Origin of the sequence: Allobosea sp. 2RAB26 (assembly GCF_052115465.1) — a bacterium.
Taxonomy (GTDB): domain Bacteria; phylum Pseudomonadota; class Alphaproteobacteria; order Rhizobiales; family Beijerinckiaceae; genus Allobosea.
Window position 1 is genome coordinate 249,032 of sequence record NZ_JBFRGS010000005.1, and the last position, 12,852, is coordinate 261,883.

At 66.1% G+C, this 12,852-nt stretch carries 13 protein-coding genes; 12 read left to right on the top strand and 1 reads right to left on the bottom strand.

The window, feature by feature from the left end:
- Positions 1-394: 394 nt before the first annotated feature.
- From AB4118_RS11580 to AB4118_RS11605, 6 genes are read left to right on the top strand one after another with little or no spacing between them, the layout of a single operon-like run.
- Positions 395-997 (top strand): nitroreductase family protein, encoded by a 603-nt coding sequence (locus tag AB4118_RS11580; protein WP_441489856.1) that lies wholly within the window; start codon positions 395-397, stop codon positions 995-997.
- Between the two features lie 9 nt (positions 998-1,006).
- The gene (locus tag AB4118_RS11585) at positions 1,007-1,882 is read left to right on the top strand and encodes an ABC transporter substrate-binding protein (RefSeq protein WP_441489857.1); all 876 of its coding nucleotides are present in this window, start codon (positions 1,007-1,009) and stop codon (positions 1,880-1,882) included.
- Between the two features lie 29 nt (positions 1,883-1,911).
- A complete protein-coding gene (locus AB4118_RS11590) occupies positions 1,912-3,042 on the top strand; it encodes an LLM class flavin-dependent oxidoreductase (RefSeq protein ID WP_441489858.1) in 1,131 nt (376 codons plus the stop codon).
- Between the two features lie 3 nt (positions 3,043-3,045).
- The gene (locus AB4118_RS11595) at positions 3,046-3,360 is read left to right on the top strand and encodes an NIPSNAP family protein (protein WP_043235378.1); all 315 of its coding nucleotides are present in this window, start codon (positions 3,046-3,048) and stop codon (positions 3,358-3,360) included.
- 18 nt (positions 3,361-3,378) lie between these two features.
- A complete protein-coding gene (locus tag AB4118_RS11600; protein ID WP_441489859.1) occupies positions 3,379-5,247 on the top strand; it encodes a TRAP transporter large permease in 1,869 nt (622 codons plus the stop codon).
- Complete coding sequence (locus AB4118_RS11605) at positions 5,247-6,233, top strand: TRAP transporter substrate-binding protein (RefSeq protein ID WP_441489860.1); 987 nt, start codon at positions 5,247-5,249, stop codon at positions 6,231-6,233. Before AB4118_RS11600 ends, AB4118_RS11605 begins: the two co-directional genes overlap by 1 nt.
- 19 nt (positions 6,234-6,252) lie before the next feature.
- Here AB4118_RS11605 and AB4118_RS11610 read toward each other — a convergent pair whose 3' ends face one another.
- Positions 6,253-7,080, bottom strand: a complete 828-nt coding sequence (locus AB4118_RS11610) for an IclR family transcriptional regulator (RefSeq protein ID WP_441489861.1) — start codon at positions 7,078-7,080, stop codon at positions 6,253-6,255.
- A 182-nt stretch (positions 7,081-7,262) separates the two neighbouring features.
- Here AB4118_RS11610 and AB4118_RS11615 point away from each other — a divergent pair, with 182 nt between their 5' ends.
- From AB4118_RS11615 to AB4118_RS11640, 6 genes are read left to right on the top strand one after another with little or no spacing between them, the layout of a single operon-like run.
- Positions 7,263-8,336 (top strand): ABC transporter ATP-binding protein, encoded by a 1,074-nt coding sequence (locus AB4118_RS11615; RefSeq protein ID WP_441489862.1) that lies wholly within the window; start codon positions 7,263-7,265, stop codon positions 8,334-8,336.
- A complete protein-coding gene (locus AB4118_RS11620; RefSeq protein ID WP_069880418.1) occupies positions 8,333-9,190 on the top strand; it encodes an ABC transporter permease in 858 nt (285 codons plus the stop codon). The genes AB4118_RS11615 and AB4118_RS11620 overlap by 4 nt, the downstream gene beginning before the upstream one ends.
- 5 nt (positions 9,191-9,195) lie before the next feature.
- Positions 9,196-9,990, top strand: coding sequence for an ABC transporter permease (locus AB4118_RS11625; RefSeq protein WP_113519132.1), 795 nt, complete (start codon positions 9,196-9,198; stop codon positions 9,988-9,990).
- Positions 9,991-10,000: 10 nt separating this feature from the next.
- Positions 10,001-10,291 carry a (2Fe-2S)-binding protein gene (locus tag AB4118_RS11630; protein WP_441489863.1) on the top strand — a complete coding sequence of 97 codons (291 nt, stop codon included), beginning with the start codon at positions 10,001-10,003 and terminating at the stop codon, positions 10,289-10,291.
- On the top strand, positions 10,288-11,676 hold the full coding sequence (locus AB4118_RS11635) for an FAD/NAD(P)-dependent oxidoreductase (protein WP_441489864.1): 1,389 nt from the start codon (positions 10,288-10,290) through the stop codon (positions 11,674-11,676). Before AB4118_RS11630 ends, AB4118_RS11635 begins: the two co-directional genes overlap by 4 nt.
- On the top strand, positions 11,673-12,839 hold the full coding sequence (locus AB4118_RS11640) for an NAD(P)/FAD-dependent oxidoreductase (protein ID WP_441489865.1): 1,167 nt from the start codon (positions 11,673-11,675) through the stop codon (positions 12,837-12,839). The genes AB4118_RS11635 and AB4118_RS11640 overlap by 4 nt, the downstream gene beginning before the upstream one ends.
- Positions 12,840-12,852 lie beyond the last annotated feature (13 nt).

The window sequence follows — 12,852 nt, forward strand, 5'->3', positions numbered from 1 at the left end:
GGCGGAGCGTCAGAGGAAGGAAGGGCAAGTTCACGTTCGTTCGGCATGACGGATTCTTGTGCGGTGATCGTGCGGCAGATTTGGGTTTTTGGGCTGCATTCCCCAACGGCAAACGGCAATTGAGAATTGGTTGCTCGTATCTAGAGGCTGTTCGTAAAGAATCTTCCAAATCGATCGTTCGTTTAAACAGACAATTCTATTGACCGGGGCCGGTCCAAGCTCGATGCTTTCTGCACGATCTCAGGCGGTCTTCGTAAGCGGCGAAGGCTCGCTCGGCCAGTCGTGAGAGCGTTATCGCGGACGTTCCCTGCCCGAACGTTCGCAATTCTGCGGCGAACCTGCCTCAGTGCTTTGGTGTCATACTTCTCAATACTGCCTCACGGACATCCGGATCATGCCGACGACTGCCAATGACCGCGCCGCTGACCATGCGATCGATCCACTCTTTCTCGAACGCTGGTCGCCTCGTGCATTCAGTGACGATGAGATCAGCGAAGCCGAGTTGCTCTCTCTGTTCGAAGCCGCGCGCTGGGCGCCATCCTCGTACAATTCCCAGCCCTGGCGTTTCATCTATGCCCGGCGTGCCTCCGCCCATTGGCATCGGCTGCTAGGCCTGCTGAATGCGTTCAATGCGTCATGGGCCAAGGACTCGGCGGCACTCGTCGTGATCGTCTCGAAGTCGACGCTTGCCGTTCCGGGCAAGGTCGAGGAAATCGCCTCCCACACTCATTCCTTCGATGCCGGTGCGGCCTGGGCCCATCTCGCATTGCAGGCGACCCGCTCGGGTTGGCAGGCGCATGGCATGGCGGGGCTCGATCTTGAGCGGGCTGCGGTGGAGTTGAATGTTCCCGGCGGCTATCGGGTCGAGGCGGCCGTCGCCATCGGCAAGGTGGGCGACAAGGCGCAATTGCCCGAGGCACTGCAGGCCCGCGAGGTTCCGAGCCAGCGCAATCCGCTTTCGGCCAGTGTCTTCGAAGGCGCCTTCCCGGCTGGCTGAGGGGACGAGATGAGCGGTCTTCATTCGCCTGGCCGCCTTCGCGTCGGGGTCCATGCCAACAACCTGCATCTGCGCCTTGCGCGGCTGCTCGCGGAGAGGGAGGGCGATCAGCGCTGGGCGTTCGTCGACTATGCCGATGGCCGCGCGACCGGAGAACTGCTCGCCGGCGGCGAGATCGAACTCGGCGGCACCGGCTCGACGCCCCCGCTGACCGCGCAGGATCTGGGGCTCGAGGTGGTCTATCTCGCGGCCTCTCAACCGCGCCCGGCCAATGGTGCCATCCTGAGGCGGAAGGACGAGGCTGAGGTCGCATTGGCAGGCCTCAAAGGCTGCCGGATCGCCCTCGTCGAGGGCTCGTTCCATACCTATCTGCTGGCGCATCTCGCCGAACGGGCTGGCCTGGGCCTTGCGGATTTCAACCGCATCGATCTTTCGCCAGTGGCTTCGGCAAGGGCTCTGCGGCAGGGCGAGGTCGCGGCCTGGATCGCGATGGATCCTCACCTGCCTGTGGAGCTGGATCGAGGCGGGCTTGTCGCCATGGCGGATACGCGAGGCGTCATCCCAAATCGCTCTCTGTTCTGGACGCATCGTCCGGTCCTCGATCGGCGGCCGAACCAGATCGCCGCCTTCCACAAGCACATCGCGCGCATCGCGAGCTTCGTTGAGGACCATGCAGAAGCGGCTGCTCGCCAGCTCTCGGCATCGGGGGATGTCGATGAAGCGCAATGGCTCGCCGTTCTGCGCTCGCGCGATTGGCGCATCTCTGCGATCGACGCCGCCGTTCTGGCCGAACAGGAGCAGGAGGCCGCCTGCCTCGTCCGCCATGGCATTCTTCGGCGAGCGCTCGGCCTCTCCCGGTTCGAAGACGCCGCCGCTTCGGCTTAAGCATCACTGCAAATCATGAGACAAAGCCTATGAATGTGCTCTGGTATCTGACCGCCCCTGACGGCCGCTATCCCTGGAAGAAGGACGGCGCCCGCAAGATGGATCATGCCTATCTGCAGCAATTGGCGCGGGCCTATGATCATCTCGGCTTCACTGGCGCGCTGCTGGCGACCGGTGCGCATGACGTCTGGGTTCTCGGCGCATCGCTGCTGCCCTTCACCGAGCGAATGCGCTTCCTGACGGCGATCCACCCCGGGCTGATCCCGCCGGTGCTGCTGGCCAAGATGGCCGCGACCTTCCAGGAATTCTCCAAGGGGCGGTTGCTGCTCAACATCGTCTCGGGCGACGCCAAGATGCTCGGCGCCTATGGCATGCTGCTGCCCCATGACGAGCGCTACGTGATGGCCGACGAATATCTCACTGTGTTCCGGCGCATCCTCGCCGGCGAAACGGTGACCTTCAAGGGACGCCATGTCGAGACGATCGAGGCCAAGCTCGCTCTCTCGGGTGCTGATCCGATCGTGCAGCCCGATCTCTGGTTCGGGGGCTCTTCCGAGGCTGCGATCGAGGTCGCTGCCAAGCATGTCGATACCTATCTGTCCTGGGGCGAAACCCCGGACGAGATGGCTGCAAAGGTCGGGCATGTGCGGGCGCGCGCCGCGGCCCATGGCCGCGAGTTGAACTATGGCATCCGGCTCTATGTGGTCGTCCGCGAGACCGACGAGGAGGCCTGGGCGGCGGCTCAGGATCTCCATGATCAGATGGACGACGCCGCCATCGCGGCCAATGCCCGTTTCGTGGCCGGCACGGATTCAGTCGGGCAACAGAAGATGACGGCACTGCATGGCGGGTTGAAGCCCAAATTCGCGCGTGACCTCGAGATTGCGCCAGGACTTTGGGCTGGGTTGGGGCTCGTGCGTCCCGGGCCCGGCACTGCAATCGTCGGCTCGCCCGAGACCGTGATCCGGACGTTGCGCGCCTATCAGGCGGCGGGCATCGAGACCTTCATTCTGTCCGGCATGCCGCTGCTCGAGGAAGCCTACCGCTTCGCCGAACTGGTCTTGCCGCATCTCGACGTGGCAAGAACTCCCCGGGCGGGCTCGGCCTTCACCTGGTCCAACCTGTTCGACCGCGACCTCTCAGCGAAAGCCGCAGGCTAAGTCATGATCCTCGACGAACGCACCTATGCCATCAAGCCCGCCCATGTGCGCGATTATCTCGACCTCTATGTCCGCGAAGGCATGGAACTGCAGGTCTCGCATCTCGGCCATCTGATCGGCTGGTTCACCACCGATACCGGCGTGGTCAACGAGGTCGTGCATATGTGGCGCTTCGAGGATGCCGGCGACCGCGAACGTCGGCGTGCCGCAATGGAAGCCGACCCTGCCTGGCAGGCCTTTCGCGCCAAGGCTGCGCCCTATGTTCTCGAGATGCGAAGCCGTATCCTGCGGCCGACCGCCTTTTCGCCCCTGCGCTAAGCTCCTGGCGAACGCGTGATGACAACCTTGGCTGATGTGAGGGCGGAAACGCCCGGGCTTTTGCGTCGCCCTGCCGCGCGCGCGCTGTCGCGCCTCGTCTCGGTCCTCGAGATTGCGGGCGCGGCGTTGCTCGCGATCCTGTTCAGCGTGGTCATTGCGGCTGTCATTCGTCGGTATGTCTTCGGCGGCGGCTTCGTCTGGTCGGACGAGTTGGCGATCTGGCTTCATGCCGCGCTGATCGCCATCGGAGCGCCGCTTGCCGCGACCAGCGCGCTTGCCATGCGGCTCGATGTCATCGTCAGGCTGTTGCCGGCCTCGGGACAGCGAGGGGCGGCGATCCTGGCCGATGGTTTTGCCGTGCATGGCTCACTCGTGCTCGCGCTTGGCGGCGCCGGGGTCGCGGCGCAGGTCGGCGGCGTCTCGACCGTGCTGGGCTTGCCGGAGTCGCTGCGCTTCGGCGTCTTCGCGATCGGGGGCGGACTGACGCTGCTGGTCGTTCTGGCTCGCGCTGCTTTGGACCGCTCCTGGCTCTCGGCAGCGCTTTCGCTTGCGGTCGGGACCGGCTCCTACCTGCTGGCGCAGCAGGTCACCGGGCTCTTCGTCGAGCCACCGAGCCTCATCGCCGCCGGATTTGCCGGGCTTGGCCTGATCCTGGGCGCGCCTCTGCCATTCGCGCTGCTGGCCGGCGTCTCGCTGACAGGGGCCTTTGGCGGGCTGCTTCCCGAGCCAGCGATCGTGCAGAACACGGTCTCCGGGATCAGCAAGTTCCTGCTGCTCGCGGTGCCGTTTTTCCTGTTAGCGGGCGAGTTGCTGACCGAAGGCGGCCTTGCGGAACGGCTCGTGCGCTTTGCCGGCGCGCTCGTCGGGCACCTGCGGGCGGGCCTCGCCCAGACGGCGCTCGTCGCGAGCGTCCTGTTCTCAGGGGCGTCGGGTTCTTCGGTGGCGAATGCCGCCTTCGGGGCCAAGGTGATGGCGCCGACGCTGATCGCCCGTGGTTATCCGCCGGCGCAGGCTGGCGCGATCGTCGCCGGCGTCTCGATGCTGGACAATATCATCCCGCCCTCGATCGCGTTCCTGCTGCTGGCGACTGCGACAAACCTTTCGGTCGGCTCGCTTCTGGTTGGCGGTTTTATCGCTGGTGGGGTGTTGGCGCTGGCTCTCGCCATCGGCATTCATCTCAGCGTGCGCAATGTCGTCGACGCTGCGCCGAAGGCGACCGGTGTCGAGCGCGTGCGAAGCTTTGTCGGGGCGCTGCCCGCGATCGGACTCGGGATCGTCGTGGTGGTCGGCATCCGCTTCGGCGTGGTGACCGTGACGGAAGCGTCTGCGCTCGCGGTGGCCTATTCGTTGGTGACCTGCCTCGCGCTACGGAGCTTGAATGGTCGCACCGTCTTCGCCGCCTTGCGGAAATCGGCGACGGAGGCAGCGGCCGTCGGCCTGCTCATCGGAGCCTCCGCGCCGTTTGCCTTCATGCTCGCGGTCGACCGGGTCTCGGACCAGATGGCAGCCCTGGTGACCGCTCTCGGCGCCGGTCCCTATGCGGTGATCCTGCTCGCCAATCTCGTGCTGCTGGCGGCGGGGCTCTTCCTCGATATCGGCGCTGCGATCCTGCTGCTCGGTCCGCTGCTGTTGCCGGTCGCCGTCGCGGCCGGACTGGACCCGATCCAGTTCGGCGTCATCCTCGTCGTCAACCTGATGATCCACGGGCTGACGCCGCCGCTCGGCATCCTCGTCTATGTCGTCAGCGGCATCTTGCGCATTCCCGCGGGCTCGGTCTTCCGCGCTGTGCTGCCCTTGCTCGGCTCGCTGCTGGTGGCGCTCGCCGTTCTCTCGCTCGGTGCAGCCGTCTGGCCGTCGCTCCCGCTTTCCATCAAGGAGTTCTTCTGATGTCGTTGACCCGCCGCCAAGTCGCCGCAGGCCTGCTTGCCGCGCCCGCGCTCCTCTCGGCTCGTGCGGTCCATGCCGCTGGCCGGCCGGTGACCGTCGCCTCGCTCTTCGGCGAGGACAAGCCAGAGACGAAGATCTGGCGCAGGATCGCGGAGACGCTGAACAGGACCGCGCCCGGCCGCTTCGATCTGCGCATCGTCGGCAACGCGGCACTCGGCGGCGAGAAGGAGGTCGCGGAAGGGATCAGGCTCGGTTCGGTCCAGGCCTCGCTTTCGACGATCTCGGCGCTCTCCTCCTGGGTGCCGGACGGCCAGATCCTCGATCTGCCCTTCCTGTTCCGCGATCGTGGCCATCTCAAGCGCGTGCTTGATGGTGCGCTTGGCGCCGAACTCAAGGCGAAATACGAGGCGCAGGGTTTTGTCGTGCTCGGCTTCATCAATTACGGCGCGCGCCACCTGTTGGCGAAGGAGCCGTTGACGACGCCTGAATCGGTCAAGGGCAAGCGCATCCGCGTAATCCAGAGCCCGCTTCATACCGAGCTCTGGTCGGGACTCGGCGCCTATCCGACGCCGATTCCGATCCCCGAAACCTATAACGCGCTGAAAACCGGCGTCGTCGATGCCATGGACCTCACCAAATCGGCCTATGTCGGCTTCAAGCTGCACGAGGTCGTGCCCTATCTGATCGAGACCGGGCATATCTGGGCGAGCGGCGTCGTCTATGTCTCGGCGTCCTTCTGGAAGGGGCTTACGGCGGAGGATCGCAAGGCGCTGTCCGAGGCGGCAGCCGAAGGCACGTCCTATTTCGATGACCTCATCCTTGCCGACGAGGAGGCATCGATGGCCAAGGCGCAATCCGAGGGGGGCAAGCTCGTCCAACCGGAGGATCGTCCAGGCTGGGAGGCCGGTGCCCGCAAGGTCTGGATCTCATTCGCCCCGAAGCTCGGCGGCATCGAGAAGATCGAAGCGATCGCCAAGGTGGAGTGATCGCGCCCGCCTCGCTTTCTCAGGGATACTGGCGGGCCGTGCTGCTGAGGCTGCGTGAGGGATAGCGCAGCGAAACATCGAACGGATTGAGGCTCGCGCCGAGCGTCGCGGCCTCCCGCTGGAGAATCCGCGCGACATTCGGGCCCCGCTCGTCGCTGAGGCGCTCCGCCAGAGTGCCGATGCTGAGCGCCGCGACGGCGCGGCCTTCTGCATCGAAGACCGGCACGCCGAGGCCGGCCATGCCCGGGATCAGCCCGGTATTGAGGCTGACCCAGCCCAGCTCGCGTGCCTCGGCCAGCGCGATGCGCAGGCCGGCCTCGTCCAGAAAGCCGCGATCGAGCAGACGCGGGATATTGAAGCGGATCACGGCCTCGCGTTCGTCCTCGGGAAGATGCGCGAGAATGGCGAGGCTGCCCTGTCCAATGCCGAGCGGCACCTTGCCGCCGATATCGCCCGTGAAGGACCGGATCGGGAAGGGGCCTTCGACCCGATCGAGGCAGACAGCATCGTAGCCGTTGCGGACCAGCAGGAAGATGGTGTCGTGCAGCGTCGCCGAGAGGCGCAGCAGTACCGGCCGTGCAAGATCGCGCAATCCGCTGGCCTGGCCGGCGCGGGCCGCCAGCACGAAGAAGTCCAGGGCCAGCCGGTAACGCTTCCCACCGGTGACCTGCTCGGCGAAACCTTCCGCGATCAGGTCCTGCAAGGCGCGATGCGCCGTCGGCTGGCTGCAGCCTGCCGCCTCGGAGAGGTCCTTCAGGCGTATACCGGCCGGATCCGCTGCCGCGAGGATGCGCAGGAGACCGAGCGCGCGACGCAGGCTCGATGTCGCTTCGGCTGAATCGTTCATTCGGTTGTCCGAATTTGCATTTCGATGTCCTTTAGAAAATTCCATATGTCGAAATTAAGTCAAATGAAATTCTCTTCTATGAAATTATAAATTGACGAATTCGTGCCCCTGCCGCCTCCTTGCGCCGTTGCAGATCGGCGCCCCGTTCGATGCTCCCGGGGTGTCTACCAGGCGAGGTGGAGATGGGCTTCCTGACGCTGGCGTCGCTGAGCAAGGTCTATGGCGATCACGCCGCGGTGCGCGATGTCGACCTCAGCGTCGCCAAGGGCGAGTTCGTTTCGCTGCTCGGTCCGTCCGGCTGCGGCAAGACCACGACGCTTCAGATGATCGCCGGCCTCGTCGAACCGACAGGCGGAAAGATCGCTCTCGACGGGCGCGACATCACCCGTGAGAAGCCGAACACGCGCGGTCTCGGCATCGTCTTCCAGAGCTATGCACTGTTTCCGCACATGACCGTGGCGCAGAACGTCGCCTTCGGCCTGGAGATGCGCAAGGTCGCCCGCGCCGAGCGCGACGAGCGCGTCAAGACGATGCTCGGGCTGGTGCATCTGGCCCAGCTTGCCGACCGATATCCGCGCCAGCTTTCGGGCGGCCAGCGCCAGCGCGTCGCGATCGCGCGTGCACTGGTGATCGTGCCCCCGGTGCTGCTGCTCGACGAGCCGCTTTCCAATCTCGACGCCAAGCTGCGCGAGGAAATGCAGTTCGAACTGCGCCGGATCCAGCAGAGCGTCGGCACGACGACGATCATGGTCACGCATGACCAGGCGGAAGCCTTGTCGATCAGCGATCGGGTGGTCGTGATGGAGCAGGGTCGCATGACCCAGATCGATGCGCCCTACCGGCTCTATGAGCGCCCGGCTACGGCTTTCATCTCCTCCTTCGTCGGCAAGATGAACCGGCTGGACGGCATCTGGCGAGGGCACGGCCCCGCCGGAACACCGCAGATCAACGGCGTGTCCCTGCCTTGCGAGCAGGCGAGCTTCCCGGACGGCCAGACGGTCGCGCTCTCGCTGCGTCCTGAAAAGATCCTGCTGCGGTCGCAGGGCCAGGGCCGGCTCGACGGTACCATCGTCAATCGCTTCTTCCTCGGTAGCTACTGGCTCTTCACCGTCGAGACGCCGGTTGGAGCGCTCTCTGTCTCGGTTCCCAACCATGGCGAAGAGCCGGCAGGCGAGGGCGATGCCGTTGCACTGGACTGGACGCCTGCGAGCCTGCGGGTCGAGGCCGTTACCGCTACGACCGGAGCCGCGGCATGAGTCGGGCCCGCTCGGCGCTGACGCCCTGGCTGCTGGTCTCGCCCGGCGCCCTGCTGTTCCTGGCTCTGGTCATCGTCCCGCTGGTGCTGACGGTGATTTTGTCATTCCACGTCTATGACCACGGCACGGGCATCAAGAACGAATTCACGTTCGCCCACTACCTCGCGGTGGTCACGGACGATTATTATCTCGGTATCTTCTTGCGGACGCTGCGCGTGGCTGCTCTGACGACACTGCTCTGCGCGCTGATCGGTGTGCCCGAGGCCTATATCCTGGCGCGGATGCGCGATCCCTGGCGCTCCGTCTTCCTGCTGGTGATCATCGGGCCGCTGCTCGTCTCGGTGGTGGTGCGTGCCTTTGGCTGGAGCATGCTGCTTGGCTCGACCGGACTGGTGAACCAGGCACTCCAGGCGCTTGGGCTTGGCACCGTGAAGCTGCTCTACACCGAGACGGCGATCGTGATCGCGCTTGTCCACGTCATGCTGCCCTTCATGGTCATCCCGGTCTGGACTTCGCTGCAGAAGCTCGATCCTTCCGTCGAGGCTGCCGCCTGGACGCTTGGCGCCTCGCGTTTCACCGCGCTGCGCCGGGTGGTGATGCCGCAGGTCAGCATGGGCATGCTATCTGGCAGCCTGATCGTCTTCGGGCTCTCGGCCAGCGCCTTCGCGATCCCCGGCCTGCTTGGTGGCCGCCGGCTCAAGATGGCGGCGACGCTCGTCTATGACGAGTTCATGCATGAGCTGAACTGGCCGCTCGGCGCCACGATCGCGATCATCGTGCTCGTCGCGAACCTCATCATCATGCTGGCCTATAACCGCATGGTCGAAGCCCGCGCCCGCCGGACCCTGGGATAAGCGCCATGCAGAAAAATGGTCCGATCGCGCTCGCCTTCCACACGCTCGTCGTCGCCTTCGTGCTGGCGCCGCTGCTGGTCATCTGCCTCGTCGCTTTCACGCCCGAGAACACGCTCTCGATCCCGACCACCAGCTTCTCGCTGCGCTGGTTCCGCGAGATCTTCGTGCACCCGGATTTCGTCGCCTCCTTCGTCAACAGCCTGTGGCTCGCGACACTGTCGGCAACGATCGCGATCGCACTCGCCGTGCCGGCCGGGCTCGCCATCGACCGCTACGACTTTCCCGGCCGTGATGGGCTGAACGCGCTCTTCCTGTCGCCGCTGATCATCCCGCATCTCGTCCTGGGCGTGGCCTTCCTGCGGCTCTTCGCCCTGATCGGCGCGACCGGAAGCTTCACCTGGCTGGTGGTCAGCCATGTCATCATCGTCACGCCCTATGTGCTGCGGCTGGTCCTTGCGGCGCTCTCGGGCATGGATCGCAGTGCCGAGCAGGCGGCGATGACGCTCGGCGCCTCGCACTGGACGGTATTCCGCCGCGTCACCGCGCCGATGATCCTGCCGGGCATCACCGGCGGCTGGCTGCTCGCCTTCATCAACAGCTTCGACGAGCTGACGATGTCGATCTTCGTCACCTCGCCGGCGACCGTGACCTTGCCGGTCCGTATGTACATGTACGCGACCGAATCCATCGACCCGATGATGGCGGCGGTCTCGGCGCTGATGATCGCGCTGACGGCCGGCGCGATGCTGGTGCTCGACCGCGCGTTCGGGCTCGACAAGATCCTCGTCGGACAGAAGTGAGCGCGGACGGATGCCATTGCTTCACCGCATCGCACGCAAAAGCCACCCGGTCATCGCCTTCATTCTCGACGGCGAGCCTTGCGAGGGGCGGGCCGGAGACACCGTGCTGACCGCCATCCTCAATCGCAGCGAGGTGCTGCGGGTGAGCGAGTTCTCGGCTTCGCCGCGCGCCGGCTTCTGCCAGATGGGCGCCTGCCAGGATTGCTGGGTCCGTCTCGAAGGCGGGGAACGCCTGCGCGCCTGCACCACGGCGCTCGCCGCCGGCATGCGGATCGTGACAGCCAAGGGGAGGGTGGCGTGACGGCGCGTGCGCAACCGCTGATCGTTGGCGCCGGGCCCGCCGGCGTCCGGGCCGCCGAGGCACTGGTCAAGGCTGGCCTGCGACCGCTCGTCGTCGACGAGGCGCCCGCCTGCGGCGGTCAGATCTATCGCCAGAGGCTGGTTGCCGACGAACGCAGCAGCGCGGCGCTCTATGGCTCCGAAGCGTCGAAGGCCGAGCGGCTGCACAGCGATTTCGCCGCCCTTGCCGGACGGCTCGACTACTGGCCGCAGGCGCTGCTCTGGAACCTGCGGGACGGCCAGGCCGATATCGCAGTGGCAGGAACCAACCGGCAGATCGCCTATGATGGGTTGATCCTGGCAACCGGGGCGACCGATCGCATCCTGCCGATTCCGGGCTGGACCCTGCCGGGCGTATTCACCCTCGGTGGTGCCCAGATCGCACTGAAGGCGCAAGGCTGCGCCATTGGCTCGCGCGTCGTCTTCCTCGGCTCCGGGCCGCTGCTCTATCTCGTCGCCTGGCAGTATCTGAAGGCTGGCGTCGACGTCGCCGCGGTGCTGGATACCGCTCCCTTCAACGCGAAGCTCAACCTGCTGCGCGGCCTTGCGCTCGAACCTGCGGTCATCTTGCGCGGCATGCGGATGACGGCCGAACTCAGGCTGCGCGGCGTCGCGCTGCATTATGGCGTGGAGGATGTCCGCGTCGAAGGGGACAGGCGCGTCGAGGCGATCCTGTGGCGCCAGGGCACGCGCTCGCGGAGGCTCTCCTGCGATGGCATCGGCTACGGCCTGGCGCTGCGCTCGGAAACCCAGCTCGCCGATCTCGCCGGTTGCCGCTTCCGGTTCGACGAGCGTGACCGTGCCTGGCTCCCTGAACGCGATGCGGCCGGTCGTGGCAGCGTGCCAGGCGTCTATCTCGCGGGTGACGGGGCTGCCATTGCGGGTGCCGATGCGGCGGAACTCGCGGGCGAGCGCGCCGGGCTAGCCCTGCTCGAGGATCGCGGCTTGCCGCATGACCCGGAGCGCGCCGAGGCCATTGGGCGCGCGCTTTCCCGCATCGGCCGCTTCCGCAATGTCCTCGAAGCCGCGTTCCCGTTCCCGGCGCATTGGGCGAAGGACATTGCCGACGAGACCCCCGTCTGCCGCTGCGAAGAGATCAGCGCTGGCGAGGTTCGCCGCGCGGTCGGTCATTTCGAGATCAGCGAGCTCAATCGGCTGAAGGCCGTCAGCCGGATCGGCATGGGCCGTTGCCAGGGGCGGATCTGCGGCAGCGTGGCGGCCGAGCTTCTCGCCGGAGAGACGGGCCGGGGAATCGACGCTGTCGGCCGCCTGCGGAGCCAGGCGCCGGTCAAGCCGATCCCCCTCGCGTTGACGATGGCCGAGACCGGTGCGGAGGCCGCGGAATGAGCCGGCGTCTTGATGTCGATGTCGCCATCATTGGCGGCGGCCTGGTCGGCAGTTCGGCGGCTCTTGCGCTGCGCGGCATGGGCATGTCGGTGGCGCTGCTCGACAAGGGCTTTTGTGGCGCGCAGGCGAGCGGCGTAAACTATGGCGGTGTGCGTCGCCAGGGACGGCCGCTCGAGCAGTTGCCGCTGTCTCAGCGCGCGCATGCCATCTGGCCGCGGCTGCAGGCGTTGATCGGCATCGATGGCGAGTTCCTGCGCTCCGGCCACCTCAAGCTGGCGCGCGACGAGGCCGACATGGCTGCACTTGAAGCCTATGCCGAGACAGTTGCCGGACAGGGGCTCGGCCTCGAGCTGATTGGCCATAACGGCCTGCGCGAGCGCTTCGGCTGGGTCGGCGGCGACGTGTTCGGCGCCTCCTTCTGCGCCGGCGACGGCCATGCCAATCCGCGACTGGTCTCGACCGGCTTTGCCAGCGCAGCGCGCCGTGTCGGTGTCCATGTGCTGGAGAACACGCCGGTGAAGGGCGTAACGCGCAACGGTGCGGGCTTCGCGCTGGAAGCGGGCGATGATCTCTCGCTGAGCGCGCGTTTCGTCATCAACAGCGCGGGCGCCTGGGCTGACAGCTTCGCTGCGGCATTTGGCGAGCCTGTGCCGCTTGCGCGCATCTATCCCTCGATGGTGGTGACCGAGCCGCTCGAGGCGATCATGACCGCCAATATCGGCATGGAGGGCGGCGGCATCTATGCCCGGCAGGTCGAGCGCGGCAATTGCGTCGTCGGCGGCGAACGCGCCTTGCCCCTGGACGATCCCGATTTCTCGCGCCCACGCGGCGAGGGCGCGCTTGCCATCATGAACCGCGCGGCCGAACTCTTCCCGGGCCTGCGCCACGCCCATGCCATCCGCTTCTGGAGCGGCACCGAGGGAGCGATACCCGATCGCAACCCGGTGATCGGTCCGAGCCTGACGACACCCGGCCTGATCCACGCCTTCGGCTTCACCGGGGCCGGCTTTCAGATCGCACCCGGCGTCGGCGAGGTCCTCGCCGAACTCGTCCGCGATGGGCGCAGCACGACGCCCATCGACGCCTTCACGATCGGACGCTTCGCGCCCGTTCCGATTTCGACCCGCACAGACCGAGGCTCGGGTGCGGGAGAAGCATCATAGCCACAACACCCAA

Bases quoted from the DNA above. Each gene is read 5' to 3' on its own strand.
- AB4118_RS11625 (WP_113519132.1), top strand. From the start codon at position 9,196: ATGCAGAAAAATGGTCCGATCGCGCTCGCCTTCCACACGCTCGTCGTC.
- AB4118_RS11620 (WP_069880418.1), top strand. From the start codon at position 8,333: ATGAGTCGGGCCCGCTCGGCGCTGACGCCCTGGCTGCTGGTCTCGCCC.
- AB4118_RS11585 (WP_441489857.1), top strand. From the start codon at position 1,007: ATGAGCGGTCTTCATTCGCCTGGCCGCCTTCGCGTCGGGGTCCATGCC.
- AB4118_RS11590 (WP_441489858.1), top strand. From the start codon at position 1,912: ATGAATGTGCTCTGGTATCTGACCGCCCCTGACGGCCGCTATCCCTGG.
- AB4118_RS11600 (WP_441489859.1), top strand. From the start codon at position 3,379: ATGACAACCTTGGCTGATGTGAGGGCGGAAACGCCCGGGCTTTTGCGT.
- AB4118_RS11580 (WP_441489856.1), top strand. From the start codon at position 395: ATGCCGACGACTGCCAATGACCGCGCCGCTGACCATGCGATCGATCCA.
- AB4118_RS11630 (WP_441489863.1), top strand. From the start codon at position 10,001: ATGCCATTGCTTCACCGCATCGCACGCAAAAGCCACCCGGTCATCGCC.
- AB4118_RS11640 (WP_441489865.1), top strand. From the start codon at position 11,673: ATGAGCCGGCGTCTTGATGTCGATGTCGCCATCATTGGCGGCGGCCTG.
- AB4118_RS11605 (WP_441489860.1), top strand. From the start codon at position 5,247: ATGTCGTTGACCCGCCGCCAAGTCGCCGCAGGCCTGCTTGCCGCGCCC.
- AB4118_RS11595 (WP_043235378.1), top strand. From the start codon at position 3,046: ATGATCCTCGACGAACGCACCTATGCCATCAAGCCCGCCCATGTGCGC.
- AB4118_RS11610 (WP_441489861.1), bottom strand. From the start codon at position 7,080: ATGAACGATTCAGCCGAAGCGACATCGAGCCTGCGTCGCGCGCTCGGT.
- AB4118_RS11615 (WP_441489862.1), top strand. From the start codon at position 7,263: ATGGGCTTCCTGACGCTGGCGTCGCTGAGCAAGGTCTATGGCGATCAC.